Here is a 14,273-nt window from a genome sequence, read left to right on the forward strand (position 1 = left end):
GGAACAGATGAACCAGTGCCTGAAGGATCATCAGCACAAAACTGGAACAGATAATTACCTTGATCGGCCACATATAGGGGCGCCAGGCCGTGGGGCTGCGTTCGCCCACCTCAAACGCATAGGCGGTGCTTTCAACCGCGCCGTAAAGCATGACGCAGAGGTAAAAGAGCAGCGCGAAAATGGTGAACACGTCCCACAACGCCTGCGTACGCAGATTAAGCCGCGCATAAAGCAGATCCATGCGCACATTGGTGCCCAGTTGTAACGAATAGGGCGCCCCCAGCAGGTAATAGGCCACCAGCGTGAACTGCGCCATTTCCAGCGTCCAGTTGGCGGGCAGATGCACCACCTTGCTGGCCGATGACCACATCAACACCCCCATCATCACGAACAGCAGATACATCGCAAACCGTCCGACGCGGTAATTCACCGTCTCGACCACGCGGACATAGGTTCTGATCCATTGCGGCATCAGGCCCCCTCCAGCCGATTAAGGGCGCGCATCAGCACCGGGGCCAGCTCGGCGGCCATCTCGTTTTGGGATTCGGGGGTGGCGATCAGGTCGTTGCGGATCTCAAGCATGACATTGAGCAGGCCCAACGGGGTTGCGTGCAGGGCAAGGGTGTGCGTGACCCCATCAGCGGCGCTATAGGGCTCGTTCAGCCGCGATGTCATAATCGTTTGCGCCTTCGCCTCGGCCAGAACGGCTTGGGCCAGGTCGGGGGCGGCGTCATGGATGACGCCAAGTTCGACCGACCGGGGCTGGCCGTCATAAACCGGGGTAAAGCTGTGCACCGTTACCAGAATCGGGCTTTGCCCCTGCGCCAGCCGGCGCACAAGCTCGGCGCGCACCCGCGCGTGAAACGGCAAATATATCGCGTTGGATCGGGCCAGACGGTCTGTTGGTGACAGCGCGGCGTTGCCCGGAATGTCGTGCCGCTCGCTACGGGCAGCCATGGCGCTGGGCGCGTGGGGCGGGCGGTTCAGATCATAGATCAGCCGCGACACCTTGGCCGCTATCAAGGGCCCGTCCAGCCGCCACGCCAGCCCCCGCGCCACACTTAACGCCCCCGGATCCCAGGCGATATGCGCCTGCCGCTGCTCTGCGCTTAGCCCCAGATCCCCCCAAGGCGCGGGAAATTCATTCGAGGCATGTTCGCAGACCATCACAAAAGGCCGGCACCCGTCGACGTTTTCGACGGATACAACCGTGTCGGGCGTAGGCAGTAACATTGTTGTTCCCTGTCGATTCTTGTCTATTGTTTTGCAGAGCGTCCACTGCGGAATGGATTCTGTCAATATAATTTCAATTTGCTTGCGACTGTTACAAACTGTTCTTGTAAACGCGCCTGATGGCAGCGAAAGGGATGCGACGTGGTAACTGTGCAAAAGACGATCGAAGAACGCCTGCGCGCCGATTTTGAGGCGATGACACGGGCAGAGCGGCAATTGGCATCACACTTGCTGCGCCATTATCCGGTGCCGGCGCTGGGCTCGGTGACGGCGTTGGCAAAAGCGGCCGATGTTTCATCACCCACCGTTGTGCGGCTGGTGCAAAAGCTGGGTTTCAAGGGCTATCCCGACTTTCAGGCGGGTATCCGTAGCGAGGTCGAAGAGCGGCTGGTTTCGCCGCTGGCCAAACATGACCGCTGGGCAGGCGGCGTGCCTGACACCCATATCCTCAATCGCTTTGCCAATTCGGTCCTGGGCAACCTGGAGGCCACATTGGCGCAGATAGACCACGCCGAATTCGATGCCGCTGCGGCGCTGATGGCAGACCCTTCGCGCAAGGTTTTTGCCACAGGGGGCCGCATCACCTATGCAATGGCCAACTATTTCGTCACCCATATGAAGGTTATCCGCCCCGGCGTGAGCCTGATTTCTGATGTATCCAACGCCTGGCCTGCTGCGATGATCGAGATGCGCGAAGGCGATGTGTTGCTGGCCTTCGACATTCGCCGTTATGAAAACAACGTGCTGCAACTAGTTGAAATGGCAGCAGAACAGGGCGCCGAGGTGGTGCTGATTACCGACCCTTGGGTCAGCCCGGCCGCCGCCCATGCGCGGTTTCGGTTTTCGGCCCAGATCGAGGTGCCCTCGGCCTGGGACAGCACCGTGGCGATTCAGGTTCTGGTAGAAACGCTGATGGCGGCGGTGCAAAGCCTGACGTGGGAGGAAACCGCCACGCGGATGAAACGGCTAGAAGAACTTTACGCCCGCGCGCGCTTTTTCCGTCGCTCCAGATAACACCGCACCGCGGTTTCTGCCCAGCGTCGATCAGTCGGCCAAGACCAGCAGATCGGCCGCGTTCAGCGCCATGTCCACGGTGTCACCGACCGACGGCGGCGGGGTGCTGGAATTGTTGAACGTGTCAAAGGCCAGCACCGCCCCCCCGATGTCGCCGCGCAACCGGATCACCGAGCCGAGAAAGTCGACCTCGACCACCCTGCCACGCAAAACGGTTTCACGGCCCGGCGTCACCCCTAGGCTGACCATCTCTGGGCGAACCGCCAGCGTGACCTTGCCGGCGGGCAGCGGGCGCCCCAGGGTGGCCTCGGTCTTGCCAATGCGGACCTTGCCAGAGGCCGGGTTGGTGACCTCGGCGGTCAGCGTGTTCAGGGTGCCAACAAAGTTCGCAACGAATTTCGTGGCGGGTTTATTGTAAATCTCGAACGGGGTGCCGACCTGGTCTGCAATGCCCCGATGCATGACCACAACGCGGTCTGACATGGAAAGGGCCTCTTCCTGATCGTGGGTCACGAAGATCGTGGTGATCCCCAGTTTCTTCTGAATCAGGCGGATCTCATTGCGGAGGCTGACGCGGATTTTCGCGTCCAGCGCTGATAGCGGCTCATCGAGCAGTAGCACATGGGGCCGCACGGCCAGTGCGCGCGCCAGTGCCACGCGCTGCTGTTGCCCCCCCGATAGCTGGTAGGGATAGCGGCTGGCCAGATCGGGCAGGCCGATCAATTCCAGCATCTCGGTCACCCGGTCGCCAATCTTGGCGCGGGCCATGCCTTTGACGCGCAGCCCAAAGCCCACGTTCTGCGCCACTGTCAGGTTGGGAAACAGCGCGTAGGCCTGAAACACCATGCCGATATTGCGTTGGTTCGGTTTCAGCCGGACCAGATCCTGATCCTCGATCGTGATGACGCCCGATGTGGGTGCCTCAAACCCCGCGACCATTCGCAAGACCGTGGTCTTGCCACAGCCCGAGGGCCCTAAAAGTGAAACGAATTCCCCCTGTTCAACAGTCAGGTTGAAATCCTTGACGACCTGCATAGGTCCAAAGAATTTCTCCAGATGTGCGATTTTAAGAAATGACATCAGCGTGCCGCCTTCGTGTGTTTGGAGAACCGGGTGACCAGTTGAATAAGCCCCATGCAGGCCCAGGTAATCGCAAACGCGATCACCGCCAATGCGGCTGGTTCATAGGCGCGGTTGGCACCCATCAGTTGCATATAGGGCCCGAAGGCCGGGCGGTTCAGTAGCGCCGCCATGGTGAATTCGCCCATCACGATGGCGAAGGTGACAAATGCCCCCGACAACACCGCGATCAGGACGTTGGGCAGGATCACCTTTGCCAGAATGGTAATCCACCCCGCCCCCAGCGACTGCGCCGCCTCGGTCAGGGTCGCGACGTCGATGGTGCGCAGCCCGGTGTCAACCGCGCGGTACATATAGGGCAGCGACAGCGTGGCGTAGCCAAACATCAGCAAAAGGTTGGTGCCGGTGGCGGTGCCGGTCATTGGCAACCAGCTAGAGGTGTTGAAAAGCCGGATATAACCAAACACGATGACAATCGCCGGAATTACCAGTGGCAGCAGGGTGACAAATTCGACCAGCGGCCGCAGCCTTGGTAGTTTCAAGCGCACCCAATAGGCGGTTGGCACCACCAAAAGCACCCCGAAAGCAATGGTAATCAGCGCCATCACCACGGAATAGGTGATGGTTTCGCGAAATTGCGGATCCTCCAGCACCTTACGGTAGGCATCGAGCGAATAGACGCCGCGCCGCATTTTCAGCGAAAACTCAAGCGTGGCAATCAGCGGCAGGAAAAAATAAACCAACCCAAGCGCAAGCGCAAGCCAAGACCAGATCCGGGTCATTTCATCCACCTTTCGCTGCGGGTGCGCAGCCAGATGTAGATGCCATTGGCAACACCGGTGACGACGATCATGCCAAAGGCCAGCGCGTAGCCCAGATGCGGGTCTTGCAGCACATCGCCACGGATCTGCGCGAACAGCACGATCGGCACGATCGACATGGACGATCCGGTCAGCGCGTAGGCCGTGGCTACTGCCCCGAATGAATTGGCAAACAGCAGCGCAAAAGTGCCCAGCAATGACGGAAACAGGATCGGAAGGGCCACCATGCGCCAGTATTGCGGCCCCGTGGCGCCCAGAATGCTGGCGGCCTCTTTCCATTCGCGCTTTAGCCCGTCCAATGCCGGGGTGATGATCAGGATCATCAGCGGGATCTGGAAAAACAGATAGGTCAGGGTCAGCCCCCAGAACGACAGAAGGTTGAAACCCAGCCCGTAGATATTGATGCCAAACCAGCTTTTCAGCAGCATCGTGACCAGCCCCAGCCGCCCCAATGTCGCCAGAAAGGCAAAGGCCAACGGCACCCCCGCAAAGTTGGAGGCGACCCCCGAAAACGTCATCAGCGGCGCCCGGATGACCTTTGGCAGCCCCCCCAGCGTAACCGAGGCCGCAACGGCAAACCCGATCAAGCAGCCAAACAGCGACGACGCCACCGAAATCTTTATTGATATGAGATAGTAAGCCGGGATGGAGCCCTGAAACAACTGCGCGACATTGGCAAAGGTAAATTCACCTTGGGCATTTTGAAACGCGCCCACCACAATTTTCATCGTGGGTAAAAGCAGAAACAAAAGCGCGAAGATGACAAAAGGCACGATGCCCAGCCACGTCATCGACAGACGTGGGCGGGGCGCGGTGGGGGGTAGCGCGGTCATTAGCTATTCCTGTGGGATTTTTATGGGCGCGCCCCGGCGCATACCGGGGCGGGCGGTGTTATCGCGTCCCTTTACTGGACGTTGGTGCCAACGACCGTATCCCAACCGGCGGTGACGGCTTCCTTGCTGGCGTCCTGCTCCTCCAGCGTCGGGAAATAGGCCGCTTCATAGGCGGCGGCAGGGGGCAGGGCTTCCAGCAATTCGGCCGGGATCTTGCCAGCGGCAGCCATCGCGTTAAAGCGGGCAGGGTGGCAATACCCCTTCAGCCAACCCAACTGCCCCTCATCGGAATAGAGATACTCCATCCAAAGTTTGGCGGCGTTGGGGTGGGGCGCGTAGGCGCTGATTGCCTGCACATAAACGCCTGCCAGAACGCCGGTTGACGGGATGATCACGTCAATCGGCGGGTTACCTGCAAGCGCATCGCGTGCCGACAGGGCGTTGTAGTCCCAGATGATGACGATCGGCGTGGCGCCCTGTGCCAGGGTGCCCGCCTTGCCGATGACCGGAACGAAGTTGCCGGCCTTGTTCATCTCGGCAAAATATTCCAAGCCCTTATCGCCAGCGTCTTTACCTGCCGTGCCGCCGCGCGACATGCCCGCTGCCAGCAATGACAGGATGGCCTGGTTAGAGGCGCGCGGGTCGCCGGCCAAGGCAACCGCATTCGCGTATTCCGGCTTTAGCAGGTCTGGCCAGTCGGTCGGCGTGTTATCAACCAGATCCTTGTTCACCATGAAGGCCATCACGCCGTAGTAGTCGCCGTACCAATGGCCATCGGCGTCTTTCACCGCATCGGGAATTTCATCCCAGGTTGACACCTTGTAAGGCAACGTCAGGCCTTCGGCCTTGGCCGAGGGGCCATAGGCCAGCCCCACGTCGATGACATCGGGGGCTTGGGGGCCGGTATTGCCCTGATTGGCCTTGATCGCCTCGATCTCATCCGCCGAACCTGCGTCCGGGTTCAGTTCATTCACCGTGATTTCGGGATATTTGGCCTTGAAGCCCGCAATCACATCGCCATAGCCGCACCAGTCATGCGGCAGGGCAACGGTGGTCAGCATGCCTTCGGCCTTTGCGGCCGCTTCCAGCGTGGCCATATCCTGGGCCTGCACAAGGGCCGTTGAGGCCATCAGCGCTGCGGCGCCGGCAAGCCAGTGCATCGGTTTCATCTTCATCTAAATCGTCTCCCCGTTAGCGGATGTCAGGGCCCGTATTTGGGCGCACCGTTGCAACAGATGCTTTTTGTGACGTTCATCCGACGCCGCACCTTCGCTTTGAACAGATTTGCTCTAAATCGTCGGGCTTGCAACAAATCTGTTAGGGCGTCGTTACGTTAACTGCACCTGTCGCTAGGCCCCCCAGGTTCGTTCCAGCACGCAAAGCCAGTTTTTACAGGCAATTTTCTCAATTAATTCGTTGCCATAACCATGATCCTTCATTGCAGCCAACAACCGGGGCAGGCCGGCGACATCGCCCAGATCGGCGGGCAGCGTGGCGCCGTCAAAGTCTGATCCCAGCGCCAGATGGTTTTCCCCCAGCAGAGAAAGCAGATGATCAAGGTGACGCAGCACCGGCGCCCAGCCCGTAAACGGGCGCTGCCGCCCCTCGGGTGACAGGAACGCGGTGGCATAGTTCAGCCCCACGACCCCGCCCGAATCGCGCACCATCGCCAACTGCCGGTCGGTCAGGTTGCGCGAACTGGAGGTGATGGCATGGGCGTTGGAATGGGTTGCCACCAACGGTGCGTCCGAAAGGGCGGCCACATCGTTGAACCCGGCCTCATTCAGATGCGACAGATCCAGCATGATTTTCAGCTCGTTGCATTCCCTGACCAGCCGTTTTCCCGCCTCGGTCAACCCCGGCCCGGTATCGGGCGACGATGGAAACGCGAACGGCACGCCATGACCAAAGACGGTGGGGCGTGACCAGACCGGCCCCAGACTGCGCAGCCCCAGCGCGTGCCAGATATGCAGCGCGTCCAGATCAGGGCCGATCGCCTCGGCCCCCTCAAAGTGCAGCACGGCGGCAACCTTGCCCGCCACCATTGCCGCGCGGATATCTGCGACGGTGCGGCAGATCGCCAGTGTTCCTGTCCGCTCCAGCCACAGCAGGTGCCCCAGCATCGTCAGGGCTATCGGCTGCGCTATGGCGGCAGGTATCAGATCGGGCAGGGGCAGCGCATAGGGCGGGTTGTCCATCGCGGCGTCATGGTCAAACCCCGCATCGGGCGAGGGGATGTAGATCGCAAAGAAACCGCCTGCGAATCCGCCCGCCTTGATGCGCGGCAGATCCATCTGGCCTTTGGGGTTACCCTGAAACCAGATCTTTTCACGCCGTGCCGGTTCGCGCATCAACCACAGCAGAAAATCGTTATGGCCATCAAAAACGGGAATCATCACGCACCTCTCTTTTCCGCGCAGCCTGCCAGAGAGGCGGGCGCGTTGCGAGGGGGCATCAGGGGGCCTTTCGCACGCGATATTGACTATTGGTCACGCGAAGTGGTGGACAGATCGCCCGCCCCCCAACATAGTGCGCCACCATCTGATGGGAGCTGCCTGATGACATTGTTTCGCCCCGCCGCGCGCCTTGCCGCGCTGATCCTTGCCCTAGCCGCCCCTGCCACCGCGCAAGAGGTCACGCTGCGTCTGCACCAGTTCCTACCCGAGCAAAGCTTTGTTCCCGCTCATATCCTGACGCCTTGGGCAGACGGGATCGAGAAAGCCTCGGATGGGCGTATCAAGATTGAGCGCTACCCCTCGATGCAACTGGGCGGCAAGCCCACCGATCTGGTCGATCAGGTGGTCGATGGTGTGGTGGATATCGTCTGGACGCTGCCGGGCTATACGCCTGGGCGCTTTCCCCGGACCGAGGTGTTCGAGCTTCCGTTTCTGGTGACTGACGCCGAGGCCGCCAGCGCCGCCTATTGGGATCTGGCGCAATCGCAGATGAAAGACACGGATTTCAAAGACCTGCACCTGCTGGGCGCTTGGGTGCACGGGCGCGGCGTGATCCATTCGGCGCGCCCGGTGCGGACGCTGGAAGACATGGCCGGGCTGACATTGCGCGCGCCCTCACGCACCACGACGATGCTGCTTGAGACGCTGGGGGCGGTGCCGGTGGGAATGCCGGTGCCTGCCGTGCCCGAGGCGCTGTCCAAAGGCGTGATTGATGGCGCGCTCTTGCCGTGGGAGGTGTCGGCCTCGCTCAAGGTGGGGGAATTGGTCCATAACCACACCGAATTTCCCGGTAAAGGCATCTATGTTGCGACCTTCATTCTGGCAATGAACAAAGATAGCTACGCCCGCCTGCCCGACGATCTGAGGGCGGTAATCGACGCGGCCTCGGGTGCGGCATTCTCGGCCGAGGCGGGGCGTTTGCAGCAGGCCGAAGATATCCCCGCGCGCAAAGCTGCCGAAGACCTGGGCAATTCCATCGTTACCCTGTCCGAGGATGAGGCCACCCGATGGGAGACCGCCGCTACCCCCGTCACCGCCGCCTGGATTGCCGAGGTTGCCGGCGCCGGAATCGATGGTCAGGCGTTGCTTGATGCGGCCCGCGCCGCGATTGCTGCGCATAGCCACTAAGGACGTATCATGGAGCGTCTGGCGCAGGCGATGGCATTGGCCGGGGGCGCGGTGTTGTTGGCGATGATCGGCATGATCTGCCTTAGCGTTGCGGGCAACGCTGCCCTGACGTTGGCGCAATCTGGCATGGTCGAACGCTGGGCGCCGGGGCTTGGCGCGGCGCTTTTGGCAATGGGCGTCGGGCCGTTGAGGGCCAGTTATGAGTTGGTCGAACTGGCCATGGCCTTTGTGGTTTTTGCCTGTCTGCCCTTGGTCCAGATCCGCCGTGCCCATGCCACAGTGGCCGTGTTCACCGATGCGCTGCCGGGTTGGATGATCCGCCGTCTTTCTGCGGTCTGGCAGGTCCTGATGGCGGGTGCCATGGTGCTGATCGCCTGGCGTCTGGGGGCAGGGATGGCGGGCAAGATGCGCAGCGGCGAGACGACGTTTCTTTTGCAGATACCCCTGTGGTGGGCCTATGCCGCCAGCCTGTTTGCGGCCACGGTCGCCGCGCTGGTAACATTCTGGGCCGCCCTGAAAGGCCCTTGGGGATGAGCACGCTGGCCCTTGGATATCTGTCGCTTCCGGTTCTGCTGGGGCTGATATTCGCCCGCGCGCCGATCGGGCTTGCCATGTTGATATGTGGCGCGGTGGGGCTGTCGCTGGTGACGGGCAGCCCGACCATGCTGCTGGCCAAGCTGAAAAACGAAAGTTTCTCAACGTTTTCCAACTACAACCTCGCGGTAGTGCCGATGTTCCTGTTGATGGGGCAGTTTGCCACCTTGGGCGGACTCAGCACGGCACTGTTTCGCGCAGCCGAGGCGTTTTTGGGCCACCGCAGGGGCGGTATGGCGATGGCCGCAATTGGCGCCTGCGCCGGGTTTGGCGCGATCTGCGGCTCATCCCTGGCAACAGCGGCGACGATGGGGCGGGTCGCGCTGCCAGAGTTGAAAGCGGCGGGCTATTCCGGCGGGCTTTCCACCGCGACGCTGGCTGCAGGCGGGACGTTGGGGATACTGATCCCGCCGTCGGTGGTGCTGGTAGTCTATGCGATCCTGACCGAAACCAACATTGCCCAACTGTTTCTGGCGGCGGTGCTGCCCGGGGTTCTGGCGGCGCTGGGCTATATGCTGGCCATTGCGCTTTATGTGCGCCGTCACCCTGATGCGGCAGGGCTGCGCCCAAGGGCCAGCGCGGGCGAACGGCTCGGCGCATTGGCCCGCGTCTGGCCAGTCGTTCTGGTATTTTTCCTCGTTGTTTTCGGTATTTACGGCGGTATCTTCAACCCAACAGAGGGCGCTGCCGTGGGCGCTGCGGGCACTGGGCTCATGGCATTTACCGCCGGGGGCTTGGGTTGGAAGGGGCTGCGCGACAGTCTTTTGGCGACAGCCGAGACCACGGGAATGATCTTTTTCATCATTCTGGGGGCGGCGGTCTACAACAGCTTTCTGGCCTATGCGCGGGTTCCGCAGGAACTATCGGGCCTTGTGCTGGAACTGGGCATCAGCCCGTGGGGCGTGCTGGCGCTGATACTGGTGTTTTACCTGCTGCTGGGCTGTCTGATGGATAGCCTGTCGATGATTTTGTTGACTGTTCCCATATTCTACCCCGTCGTATCGGGGTTGGATTTCGGCATTGCGCCCGATCTGTTGCCGATCTGGTTTGGTGTATTGGTGCTGATCGTGGTCGAGGTTGGGCTGATGACCCCGCCCGTTGGCATGAACCTGTTTGTAATCAACGCATTGGACCGCGAAACGCCAATTGCTGCTACCTACCGGGCGGTGGCATGGTTTGTCGCCTCTGACGTGATACGGATCGCGCTTTTGATTGCCTTTCCGGGGTTGGTGCTGTTCGCGCTTTAGCGGCGCAAGAAAAGTTCCCATGCGGCATAGGTGCTTATGGCGGCAAACATCAGTGCCCATCCGGGGCTGCCGGTCATCAGTTCAAACACCGCCCAAACCCCCGGGGCCAGCACCGTAAGCCAGCGTCGCCAGGGGGCCGCAAAGAATGGATCGTGTCGGTCAAGAACCTTCATCGGCTAAGCTTATCCGCCGCACCCCCGAACAACAAGCTGGGGCGTGATTTTTCCGCAAAGCTATGTCAGGATACGCCACCAGAAGGAGCCAGCGATGCCACAAATAGCCAAGAATTTTGACGGTCAAACCGTAATATGCACGTTTGAAATGACACCCGCCACCGCCAGCGATTTGATGGAGGCGCTGCAAGATGCCTATGAAAAGTGCATTCGTCACCAGCCGGGTTTTATCAGTGCAGGGTTGCATATGAACGATGCCCAGACACGAATCGCGAATTACAGCCAATGGGCGCGTCGCGAAGATTATCAGGCAATGCTGCGCACGCCCGAAATGCGCGAACGCAACCGGCACATTGCTACGCTTTGCCGTGGGTTTGAACCCGTGATGTATGAGGTGATGGAGGCCTTTTAGCGGCGGCCTTGACGGCGGGGAGCGCAAAGGCGCCTTGCCCATGCGCCGGACCTTGCCGTTCGCCACCGGCCGGGAAATGGTTTGGGGCGGCCGGACGACCGCTTAGCGGCGGTGCTTTACCCGGCCCCGCTGCCCTGCGCGCCCTGCCGTGGACCTGCCACCGGCCTGCACGGCCGCGTGCGCGGCGGCTTCGACATCGGCCTGCCGGGCCAGCGGGTCATCGGCCACGGCCAGCTCTACCGCCTCCAGACGTTTCACCTCATCGCGCAGGCGCGCGGCTTCTTCAAATTCGAGGTTCTCGGCGGCCTTGCGCATGGCGCCGCGCAGCGCCTCCAGATGGGCGGCCAGATTGGCACCGAATAGCGGGGTATCTACCTTGGCGGTGACGCGGTTCATATCCACATCGCCTTTGTAAAGCCCGGCCAGAATATCCTCGACGTTCTTGCGCACGGTCTGTGGGGTGATGCCGTGTTCCTCATTATAGGCCGATTGCTTGGCACGGCGGCGGTCGGTTTCGCCCATCGCGCGTTCCATGCTGCCGGTGATCCGGTCGGCATACATGATGACGCGGCCATCGGCGTTGCGCGCAGCCCGACCGATGGTCTGGATAAGCGAGGTTTCAGACCGCAGGAACCCCTCCTTGTCGGCGTCCAGGATCGCCACCAGCCCACATTCGGGAATATCCAGCCCCTCACGCAGAAGGTTGATCCCGACCAGCACATCAAACGCCCCCAGCCGCAAATCGCGCAAGATTTCAATACGTTCAATGGTGTCGATGTCCGAGTGCATATAGCGGATACGGATGCCCTGTTCGTGGAAATATTCGGTCAGATCCTCGGCCATGCGTTTGGTCAGTGTGGTGACAAGGGTGCGCAGCCCCAGTGCGGCGACACGGCGGATTTCATCCAGAAGGTCATCGACCTGCATTTCAACGGGGCGGATCTCAATCACCGGGTCCAAAAGGCCGGTGGGGCGGATGACCTGTTCGGTGAACACGCCGCCCGCCTGTTCCAATTCCCATTTCGATGGGGTGGCGGAGACGAACACCGATTGCGGGCGCATCGCGTCCCATTCCTCAAACTTCAGCGGCCGGTTGTCCATGCACGATGGCAGGCGGAAACCGTGTTCGGCCAGCGTCGATTTGCGCCGAAAGTCGCCTTTGTACATGCCGCCGATCTGCGGCACTGAAACGTGCGATTCATCGGCGAAAACGATCGCATTGTCGGGGATGAATTCAAACAGGGTCGGGGGCGGCTCGCCGGGGGCGCGGCCGGTCAGGTAGCGCGAATAGTTTTCGATCCCGGCGCAGACGCCGGTTGCCTCCAGCATTTCAAGGTCAAAGTTACAGCGCTGTTCAAGCCGCTGGGCCTCAAGCAATTTCCCCTCGGTGTTGAACTGTTTCAGCCGATGGTGAAGCTCAGCCCGGATGCCCTTTATCGCCTGCTGCATCGTCGGGCGCGGGGTGACGTAGTGGCTGTTGGCGTAGATGCGGATCTGCTCAAAACTGTCGGTTTTCTGGCCGGTGAGGGGGTCAAATTCGGTGATCGCCTCCAGTTCCTCGCCAAAAAACGAAAACCGCCAGGCGCGATCCTCCAGGTGGGCGGGCCAGACTTCGACGGTATCGCCACGCACCCGAAAGCTGCCGCGCTGAAACGACGCATCCAGCCGTTTATAGGCCTGCGCGACCAGTTCGGCCAGGAATTTGCGCTGCTCGTAAAGCCCGCCTATGGCCATATCCTGCGTCATTGCTGAATAGGTTTCGACCGATCCGATACCGTAGATGCAGCTGACCGAGGCCACGATGATCACATCGTCACGTTCCAACAGCGCCCGCGTGGCCGAGTGGCGCATCCGGTCGATCTGTTCATTGATCTGGGATTCCTTCTCGATGAAGGTATCGGTGCGCGCGACGTAGGCCTCGGGTTGGTAATAATCGTAGTAGGATACGAAATATTCAACCGCGTTTTCAGGAAAGAAGCCCTTGAATTCGCCGTATAATTGCGCGGCGAGTGTTTTGTTCGGGGCAAGGATGATCGCGGGGCGCTGGGTTTCCTCAATCACGCGGGCCATGGTAAAGGTCTTGCCGGTGCCCGTGGCCCCCAGCAACACCTGATCATGATCGCCTGCGGTGATTCCCGCCGTAAGCTCGGCAATGGCCGTGGGCTGATCGCCCGCAGCCGAGAATTCGGTGTGCAAAACAAAGCGCTTGCCGCCCTCCAGCTTGGGGCGGGTCAGCACATCGGGGCGTGCGGAAAGGGCGTTGGTATTATTGTGGGGCATGATGAACCTTTGACAGGCCTATAGATTTGATCCGTTTATGTTCACTTACAAGGGGTTGGCGGAAAGATGACCGAAAGGTAAAGATATGACGACAATTTTATAAGTTAAATCATGGTGTTGCCTATTTTTCCTGTTGCGTCTTTTGGCGCATGTTCATAGGTTGTTCCTGCAAGCAGCAATAAAGGCTGCCGACCGGTGCATCACCCCACCCCTCGCTCCCCCAGCCTGGTCGGCAGTCGCCTTTATCGCGGTAATGGTGCATTTGGGGTTTGGGGGCAAAGAAATGGCCCCGGGTATTTGATCCGTCAATCTGCGTATGATTGATCGTGAAAAAACTCCGGACCGGTGTCTTGATCTGCTACGCCGGAAATCGGGGGCCGGTTGAAAATGATGAGGGGCTAGTCCAAAGCCCCTTGGGCCTTGTATTTTGCCGCAGGGTTTAGGATAACTGCCAAGAGTTTTGACCGTCGGTCACGGGTGCCCTTGACCGAATATTATCAAGAGGTTTTCCCATGTCGATGCGCGCGCGTATTTATCAACCGGCCCGTAATGTGATGCAGTCCGGCACCGCCAAGACCAAGGCTTGGGTTTTGGACTTTGCCCCTGCCGAGGCCCGCGACATTGACCCGTTGATGGGCTGGACCAGTTCTGGCGACACGCAAACGCAAGTTCGGCTTAGCTTTGACAGTTGCGAATCCGCCGTGGCTTACGCCAAGGAAAACGGCATCAGCTATTCTGTGGCGCAACCCAACAAACGCCAACCCAATGTTCGCGCCCGCGGCTACGGCGAGAATTTTTCGACAGATCGGCGCTTTGCCTGGACGCATTAGATATTTTGCGCGCCGACCCAGATCTGATGAATGCGGGGCAGGCGCTAATCTTTTGGTCATGGGCGTTCGGTAAGGTGCAATGATTTCCGATAAACCCGTCAGGGGCTGTGGTCTGCGGCTTTTTCTTGACCTATCAGTTTGCAATTTGGCCGTTGCCAGATCTTTTTCCGGT

General features: G+C 60.3%; 15 protein-coding genes. 6 read left to right on the forward strand and 9 right to left on the reverse strand.

Translation table 11 applies throughout. The annotated features are described in order from the left end of the window. The coding region (locus ACM62R_RS04660) for a TRAP transporter small permease subunit (protein WP_415182897.1) at positions 1-472 on the reverse strand (472 nt) is incomplete at its 3' end. Further along, positions 472-1,233 (reverse strand): N-formylglutamate amidohydrolase, encoded by a 762-nt coding sequence (locus ACM62R_RS04665; RefSeq protein ID WP_415182898.1) that lies wholly within the window; start codon positions 1,231-1,233, stop codon positions 472-474. The genes ACM62R_RS04660 and ACM62R_RS04665, both read right to left, overlap by 1 nt. Positions 1,234-1,374: 141 nt before the next feature. Here ACM62R_RS04665 and ACM62R_RS04670 point away from each other — a divergent pair, with 141 nt between their 5' ends. Further along, positions 1,375-2,247: a MurR/RpiR family transcriptional regulator gene (locus ACM62R_RS04670; protein WP_415182899.1), complete on the forward strand. Its 873-nt coding sequence runs from the start codon at positions 1,375-1,377 to the stop codon at positions 2,245-2,247. Between the two features lie 30 nt (positions 2,248-2,277). Here ACM62R_RS04670 and ACM62R_RS04675 read toward each other — a convergent pair whose 3' ends face one another. The 5 genes from ACM62R_RS04675 to ACM62R_RS04695 all read right to left on the reverse strand — a co-directional run bounded on the left by ACM62R_RS04675 (position 2,278) and on the right by ACM62R_RS04695 (position 7,377). Further along, the gene (locus tag ACM62R_RS04675; RefSeq protein ID WP_415182900.1) at positions 2,278-3,327 is read right to left on the reverse strand and encodes an ABC transporter ATP-binding protein; all 1,050 of its coding nucleotides are present in this window, start codon (positions 3,325-3,327) and stop codon (positions 2,278-2,280) included. Continuing rightward, positions 3,327-4,109, reverse strand: a complete 783-nt coding sequence (locus ACM62R_RS04680; RefSeq protein ID WP_415182901.1) for an ABC transporter permease — start codon at positions 4,107-4,109, stop codon at positions 3,327-3,329. Before ACM62R_RS04680 ends, ACM62R_RS04675 begins: the two co-directional genes overlap by 1 nt. Further along, complete coding sequence (locus ACM62R_RS04685; RefSeq protein ID WP_415182902.1) at positions 4,106-4,981, reverse strand: ABC transporter permease; 876 nt, start codon at positions 4,979-4,981, stop codon at positions 4,106-4,108. Before ACM62R_RS04685 ends, ACM62R_RS04680 begins: the two co-directional genes overlap by 4 nt. 71 nt (positions 4,982-5,052) lie before the next feature. Continuing rightward, positions 5,053-6,150, reverse strand: a complete 1,098-nt coding sequence (locus tag ACM62R_RS04690) for an ABC transporter substrate-binding protein (protein WP_415182918.1) — start codon at positions 6,148-6,150, stop codon at positions 5,053-5,055. Between the two features lie 180 nt (positions 6,151-6,330). Next, complete coding sequence (locus tag ACM62R_RS04695; RefSeq protein WP_415182919.1) at positions 6,331-7,377, reverse strand: dipeptidase; 1,047 nt, start codon at positions 7,375-7,377, stop codon at positions 6,331-6,333. Between the two features lie 162 nt (positions 7,378-7,539). Between ACM62R_RS04695 and ACM62R_RS04700 the strand changes: the two genes are divergently transcribed. The 3 genes from ACM62R_RS04700 to ACM62R_RS04710 are packed head-to-tail and all read left to right on the forward strand — an operon-like array spanning position 7,540 to position 10,406. Further along, positions 7,540-8,565: a TRAP transporter substrate-binding protein gene (locus ACM62R_RS04700; RefSeq protein ID WP_415182903.1), complete on the forward strand. Its 1,026-nt coding sequence runs from the start codon at positions 7,540-7,542 to the stop codon at positions 8,563-8,565. Between the two features lie 9 nt (positions 8,566-8,574). Further along, on the forward strand, positions 8,575-9,099 hold the full coding sequence (locus ACM62R_RS04705; RefSeq protein ID WP_415182904.1) for a TRAP transporter small permease: 525 nt from the start codon (positions 8,575-8,577) through the stop codon (positions 9,097-9,099). Further along, complete coding sequence (locus ACM62R_RS04710; RefSeq protein ID WP_415182905.1) at positions 9,096-10,406, forward strand: TRAP transporter large permease; 1,311 nt, start codon at positions 9,096-9,098, stop codon at positions 10,404-10,406. Before ACM62R_RS04705 ends, ACM62R_RS04710 begins: the two co-directional genes overlap by 4 nt. Here the strand turns inward: ACM62R_RS04710 and ACM62R_RS04715 are convergent. Continuing rightward, a complete protein-coding gene (locus ACM62R_RS04715) occupies positions 10,403-10,579 on the reverse strand; it encodes a hypothetical protein (protein WP_415182906.1) in 177 nt (58 codons plus the stop codon). The genes ACM62R_RS04710 and ACM62R_RS04715 overlap by 4 nt on opposite strands. A 94-nt stretch (positions 10,580-10,673) precedes the next feature. On the opposite strand from ACM62R_RS04715, the gene ACM62R_RS04720 reads away from it, so the two are divergent. Further along, positions 10,674-10,991: an antibiotic biosynthesis monooxygenase family protein gene (locus ACM62R_RS04720; protein ID WP_415182907.1), complete on the forward strand. Its 318-nt coding sequence runs from the start codon at positions 10,674-10,676 to the stop codon at positions 10,989-10,991. Positions 10,992-11,093: 102 nt separating this feature from the next. Here the strand turns inward: ACM62R_RS04720 and uvrB are convergent, their stop codons facing one another. Next, a complete protein-coding gene (uvrB, locus tag ACM62R_RS04725) occupies positions 11,094-13,271 on the reverse strand; it encodes an excinuclease ABC subunit UvrB (protein ID WP_415182908.1) in 2,178 nt (725 codons plus the stop codon). A 518-nt stretch (positions 13,272-13,789) separates the two neighbouring features. Between uvrB and ACM62R_RS04730 the strand changes: the two genes are divergently transcribed. After that, the gene (locus tag ACM62R_RS04730; RefSeq protein ID WP_415182909.1) at positions 13,790-14,101 is read left to right on the forward strand and encodes an ETC complex I subunit; all 312 of its coding nucleotides are present in this window, start codon (positions 13,790-13,792) and stop codon (positions 14,099-14,101) included. Positions 14,102-14,273: the final 172 nt, after the last annotated feature.

Origin of the sequence: Phaeovulum sp. (assembly GCF_047638075.1) — a bacterium.
Taxonomy (GTDB): Bacteria; Pseudomonadota; Alphaproteobacteria; order Rhodobacterales; family Rhodobacteraceae; genus UBA6197.